Annotated in this window: 6 protein-coding genes; 5 read left to right on the top strand and 1 reads right to left on the bottom strand. The window is 71.5% G+C overall.

Annotated elements, in window-relative coordinates; all coding sequences use genetic code 11:
• The 5 genes from VBO01S_RS30600 to VBO01S_RS30580 all read left to right on the top strand — a co-directional run.
• On the top strand, positions 1–1,255 hold a 1,255-nt coding region (locus VBO01S_RS30600; RefSeq protein ID WP_062482741.1), incomplete at its 5' end, for a class I adenylate-forming enzyme family protein.
• Between the two features lie 4 nt (positions 1,256–1,259).
• Entirely contained in the window at positions 1,260–2,384 is a 1,125-nt protein-coding gene (locus VBO01S_RS30595; protein WP_255221254.1) for an SLC13 family permease, read from the top strand.
• A 38-nt stretch (positions 2,385–2,422) separates the two neighbouring features.
• On the top strand, positions 2,423–3,112 hold the full coding sequence (locus VBO01S_RS30590) for a helix-turn-helix domain-containing protein (protein WP_062482736.1): 690 nt from the start codon (positions 2,423–2,425) through the stop codon (positions 3,110–3,112).
• 64 nt (positions 3,113–3,176) lie between these two features.
• On the top strand, positions 3,177–4,028 hold the full coding sequence (locus VBO01S_RS30585) for a DMT family transporter (protein ID WP_062482733.1): 852 nt from the start codon (positions 3,177–3,179) through the stop codon (positions 4,026–4,028).
• Positions 4,029–4,107: 79 nt separating this feature from the next.
• On the top strand, positions 4,108–4,434 hold the full coding sequence (locus VBO01S_RS30580) for a hypothetical protein (protein ID WP_062482731.1): 327 nt from the start codon (positions 4,108–4,110) through the stop codon (positions 4,432–4,434).
• 28 nt (positions 4,435–4,462) lie between these two features.
• Here VBO01S_RS30580 and VBO01S_RS30575 read toward each other — a convergent pair whose 3' ends face one another.
• Positions 4,463–5,506 (bottom strand): NADP-dependent oxidoreductase, encoded by a 1,044-nt coding sequence (locus VBO01S_RS30575; RefSeq protein ID WP_062482728.1) that lies wholly within the window; start codon positions 5,504–5,506, stop codon positions 4,463–4,465.
• Positions 5,507–5,707 lie beyond the last annotated feature (201 nt).

Raw genomic sequence — 5,707 nt, 5'->3', positions numbered from 1 at the left:
GGCCAGCCTGGCGCGCATGATCACCGACGCCGACGCGCGCCTGCTGTTCACCGACGCCTCGGCCGCCGAGGTGGTGGGCGCCGCGCAGGCCACGGGCCTGCCGCACATCGCGCTCGACGGTTCCAACGTCGGCCGCGCGCTCGACGACTGGCTCGCGGACCCCGGCGCGAAGCCGGAGCCCGTCGAGGTGCAGCCCGACTGGGCCTTCAACATCATCTATTCGTCGGGCACCACCGGCGAGCCCAAGGGCATCGTGCAGGGCCACGGCATGCGCTGGTCACACATCCAGCGCGGCGCCAAGTACGAGTACGGGCCCGAGACGGTCACGCTGCTGTCGACGCCGCTGTACTCCAACACCACGCTGGTCGTGTTCTTCCCCACCCTCGCCTTCGGCGGCTGCGTGGTGCTGATGCCCAAGTTCGACGCGCTGGGCTACCTGCAGCTGGCCGTGCAGCACCGCGTGACGCACACCATGCTCGTGCCGGTGCAGTACCAGCGCCTGATGGCGCATCCGCGCTTCGACGCGCACGACCTGTCGACCTTCCGCCACAAGTTCAGCACCAGCGCGCCCTTCAACGCGGCGCTCAAGGCCGACGTGCTCAAGCGCTGGCCGGGCGGGCTGGTCGAGTTCTACGGCATGACCGAGGGCGGCGGCACCTGCATCCTGGAAGCGCACCTGAATCCGACCAAGCTGCACACCGTGGGCCAGCCCGCGCCGGGCAGCGACATCCGCCTGATCGACGAGGAAGGCAACGAGCTGCCGCGCGGCGACACCGAAGTGGCCGGCGAGGTGGTCGGCCACTCGGCCGGCATGATGACCGGCTACCACCGCCAGCCCGCGAAGACGCGCGAGGCCGAGTGGTTCGACGCCACCGGCAAGCGCTTCATCCGCACGGGCGACGTGGGCCGCTTCGACGCCGACGGCTTCCTCACGCTGTTCGATCGCAAGAAGGACATGATCATCAGCGGCGGTTTCAACATCTACCCGAGCGACCTCGAAGGCGTGCTGCGCGGCCATGCGGCGGTGGCCGACGTGGCGGTGGTCGGCATCCCGTCCGAGCAGTGGGGCGAGACGCCCGTGGCCTTCGTGGTGCGCCGCGAGGGCGACGCCACCACCGAAGAGGCGCTGCTGCAGTGGGCCAACGCCCAGGTCGGCAAGACCCAGCGGCTGGCGCGCCTGCGCTTCATCGACGAGCTGCCGCGCAGCGCGATCGGCAAGGTGCTCAAGCGCGAGCTGCGCGACCTGAGTGCCTGACCGAGTGAGCGCCGCAAGCACCAACAACACCGCGCCGTCCGAACACGGCGGCGGCAACGGCCTGCTGTGGGTGCTCGTGGCCGTCGCGGTCGTGTTCGCCTTCGTGCGCCCGCGCGCGCCGATGGACTGGCTGCGGCTGGTCGACTGGCAGACCGTGGGCGCGCTCGCGGGCCTGCTGGCCATCACGCAGGGCGTGGAGAAGAGCGGCATGCTGCAGGCCGCCGCGCGGCGCCTGCTGGCGCACACGCACAGCCAGCGCGGGCTGGCGATGGCGCTCACGGCCACGGCCGCGCTGCTGTCGGCGCTGGTGACCAACGACGTGAGCCTGTTCCTGCTGGTGCCGCTCACGCGCGTGCTGGCCGTGCAGGCGCACCTGCCGCTGGCGCGGCTGGTGGTGCTGCAGGCGCTGGCCGTGAACGCGGGCTCGGCGCTCACGCCCATCGGCAACCCGCAGAACCTGTACCTGTGGCACCGCTCGGGCGAGAGCTTCTTCGGCTTCATGGCCATGATGGGCCCGACTGTGGCGATCATGCTGTTCTGGCTCTTCGTGGCCGTGTGGTGGCTGGTGCCGCGCACGCCGATCGCGCTGCGCGAGGAGACCGAGGCCGCGCCCGTGCAGCCGCGCCTGCTGGCGCTGGCCGGCGTGCTGTTCGTCGGCTTCGTGGTCGCGCTCGACCGCCACTGGCTGCTGCCCGGCCTGGGCGCGGTGTTCGGCGTGCTGCTGCTCACCTACCCGCGCGTGCTGCGCGGCATCGACTGGGCCTTGCTGGCGATCATCGCGCTGATGTTCGTCGACCTGCGCCAGGCCGCCGAGCTGCCCGCCATCGCGGCGCTGCTGGGCCATTGGCCCATCGGCGAGGGCTGGCGCGCCTACCTCGCGGCCATTGCCGCCTCGCAGGTCATCAGCAACGTGCCGGCGGCGATCCTGCTCGACCGCTACGTGCACGACCTGCCCGCGCTGGCGGCCGGCGTGAGCGTGGGCGGCTTCGGCTGCGTGCTGGGCTCGCTGGCCAACCTGATCGCGCTGCGGCTGGCCAGGCTACCGCACGGGCTGCGCGAGTTCCACCGCATCAGCATTCCGTTCTTGCTGGTGTGCGCGGCCTCGGCGCTGCTGCTGCGGCTGGGGTGATGACAGGCGGCGGGGCGGCGCGGACAATCGCTCCCGCCATGCCCACGCCCGCCCCCGTCCTCTCGCTGCGCGACTACACGCCATCGCGCGGCAGCCACGCGCACGACCACTTCCAGGTGCTGCTCGGGCTCGACGGCGTGCTCGAGATCGAAGTCGAAGGCCGCGGCTCGGGCATCGGCACGGGCCAGGCCCAGGTGGTCGCGCCCGGCGACCGCCACGACTTCGAGGCCCGGCGCGGCGGCAGCGTCTGCCTCGTGCTCGACACCCCGCACGCCCCGTGGGCGCGTTGCGTCGAACAGCCGCCGGCCGATGCGCCCCGGCTGCACGCGCTGGCCCGCTACCTTGCGCACTGCCTGCAGCAGCCGCAGCACGCGACCCTTGCCCTGCAGCACGGCCCGGCCCTGCTGCTCGAGGCCTGGGGCGCCGCCCCTTCGGTCGCAGACACACGCCGCCGCCGCATCGACTGGCCGGCCCTCGCGGCCTGGGCGCAGGCGAACTGGCACCGGCCGCTGGGCGTGGCCGACCTGGCCGAGGTCGCCTGCCTGAGCCCCAGCCAGTTCGCGCAGCGCTGCCGCGAGGAACAGGGCCGCAGCGCGATGCTCTGGCTGCGCACGCTGCGGCTGGCCCATGCGCGCGAACTGCGGCTCGAAGGCCTGAGCGTGGCCGAGACGGCGCGCCGCACGGGCTACCGGTCGCCGTCGGCGCTCACGGCCGCACTGCGCCGCTGACACCGTCGTTGCGCGACGACGCACCGTCGGCCCGCGACGAGCGCGGCGCGTAGCCTCGGCGTCCATGCCCGCCACCGTCTACGCCCTGCTCGCCATCGCGCTGTGGGCCACCCTCGCCACCTTCGGCACCGCGCTGTCGCACCTGCCGCCCTTCCTGCTGACCGGGCTGGCGCTGATCGTCGGCAGCGTGCCGAGCTGGCCGCTGGTGCTGCGCGACCGCCGCGCCTGGCGCGTGCCGCCGCGCACGCTGGCGCTCGGGGTGTACGGGCTCTTCGGCTTTCACTTCCTGCTGTTCATCGCGCTGCGGCATGCGCCGCCGGTCGAGGCCAACCTCGTGAACTACCTCTGGCCGCTGCTGATGGTGGTGCTGGCGCCGGTGCTGCTGCCGGGCGTGTCGCTGCGCCCGCTGCACGTGGTGGCGGCGCTGCTGGGCTTTGCGGGCGCGGCCATCGCGATCCTCGGTGCGGGCAGCGGCAGCGCGGCACTTCCCGGCGCGCCCGCCGCGTACTGGGGCTTCCTGCCGGCGGCCGGCTCGGCCTTCATCTGGGCCAGCTACTCGCTGTGGACCCAGCGCGTCACGCCCTTCCCGACCTCGGCCATTGGTCTCTTCGGGCTGGTGTCGGGCGCGCTCTCGCTGGCCTGCCATGCGCTGCTGGAGCCGTCGGTGGCGCTGTCGGCCAAGGACTGGCTGCTGGTCGCGCTGTGCGGCCTGGGCCCGCTGGGCGCGGCCTTCTTCGTGTGGGACATGGCGCTCAAGCGCGGCGACGCGCGGCAGATCGGCATCCTGAGCTACCTCACGCCGCTGGCCTCCACCGCGCTGCTGCTGGCCGTGACCGGCCGGGCGCTCACGGCCGGCATCGCGCTGGCGGCGGCACTGATCATCTCGGCCGCCGTGATGGGCACGCGTGCGAAATGAGACAAATCAGGGCGATGCCCGACAGAGCTTGTCGTTTTTTGTGGCTAGAGTGGAGGCTCAGGAAAAAGGAGTCACCCCCATGGATCAGAAGAACAACAAGACCGAGGATTTCGAGATCACGCCCAAGCTGGTGTTCGACATGAACCTGGCGCTGTACCTCGACCTGGTGGCCGCGCTGGAGGGCGCGGGCGCCGTCACCTACCGGCAGATGGCGGCGCGGGTCCTGAACATCAGCATGGACGCCCGCACCGACGGCGACACCAACCTGTCGACCGTGCTCGAGGGCATCGCCCAGGGCTTTGCAGGCCACGGCGACGGCCTCTCGATCGAACTGCTGAAGGCCGCGCGCGGCCTGCGCGAGGACGATGCGATGGGCGACATTCCGATGCGGCCCACCGACGATTGAGGTTCGGGGCGCCGCGGCGCCCCTTTGGTTATTCCTCGGCGACCTGCAACACCAGCTTGCCGAAGTTCTCCCCCGCGAACAGCTTGTTCAGCGACTCGGGGAAGGTGTCGAGGCCCTTCACGACGTCTTCCTTGCTCTTCATGCGGCCGTCCTTCAGGTAGCCGGCCATCTCGGCGATGGCGATCGGGTAACGGTCGGCGTAGTCGAACACCACGATGCCTTCCATGCGCGCGCGGTTCACGAGCAGGCTCAGGTAGTTCTTCGGGCCGGCGGCCGGCATGCTGTTGGCGTTGTTGTACTGGCTGATGGCGCCGCAGATGATCACGCGGGCCTTGCGCGCCAGGCGCGCCAGCACGGCGTCCAGGATGTCGCCGCCGACGTTGTCGAAGTAGATGTCCACGCCCTTGGGGCAGTGGGTCTTGAGGCCTTCGCGCACGGCGCCCGCACCGGCCTTGTAGTCGATGCAGGCGTCGAAGCCCAGCTCCTTGACCACCCAGTCGCATTTGGCGGCGCCGCCGGCGATGCCGACCACGCGGCAGCCCTTGATCTTGGCCAGCTGGCCCACGGTCTGGCCCACGGCGCCGGCCGCGCCCGAAACGACCACGGTTTCGCCCGCCTGGGGCATGCCCACGTCCATCAGGCCGAAGTAGCCGGTCATGCCGGGCATGCCCAGCACGTTGAGCCACTGGGTGATGGTGCCCACGCGCAGGTCGACCTTCACGAGGCCGTTGCGCTTGATCTGGTCCTGCGGGATCAGCATGTATTCCTGCACGCCGAGCGTGCCGTACACGGTGTCGCCCACGGCGAACTGCGGGTTCTTCGAGGCCACCACGCGGCCGATGCCGCCGGCGCGCATCACCTCGTCGATGGCCACGGGCGGGATGTAGCTCTTGGCGTCGTTGAGCCAGCCGCGCATGGCGGGGTCGAGCGACAGCGACAGCGTCTTGACCAGCACGCCGCCCTCGTCGGGCTGGGCCACGGGCTCGGTGCTGAAGCGCCAGTGCTCGCGCGTGGCCGTGCCCTCGGGGCGCTTGGCAAGACGGACCTGGTGGTTGGTGAGGGCGCTGCTCATGGTGTCTCCTTGATGGGTGAATGTGCCGGGCATCGGCGACGCAGCCGCATCGTAGTCGCGGGCCAAGACCCCGCGCGTAGCGCAGGCGACAGCCCGCGCGCCCCTCCGGGCACCCTGCTATGGAAGCAGGAGCAGCCCGTACGCCGCCGCCGTGGCGACGCCCAGCACAGCCGCCACGGCGCCGACGCGCCGCGCCCAGCC

This window comes from Variovorax boronicumulans NBRC 103145, from assembly GCF_001591345.1.
Lineage (GTDB): Bacteria > Pseudomonadota > Gammaproteobacteria > Burkholderiales > Burkholderiaceae_C > Variovorax > Variovorax boronicumulans.
The sequence above is the reverse complement of the archived record's forward strand: the minus strand, read 5'-3'. Positions and strand labels throughout refer to the sequence as shown.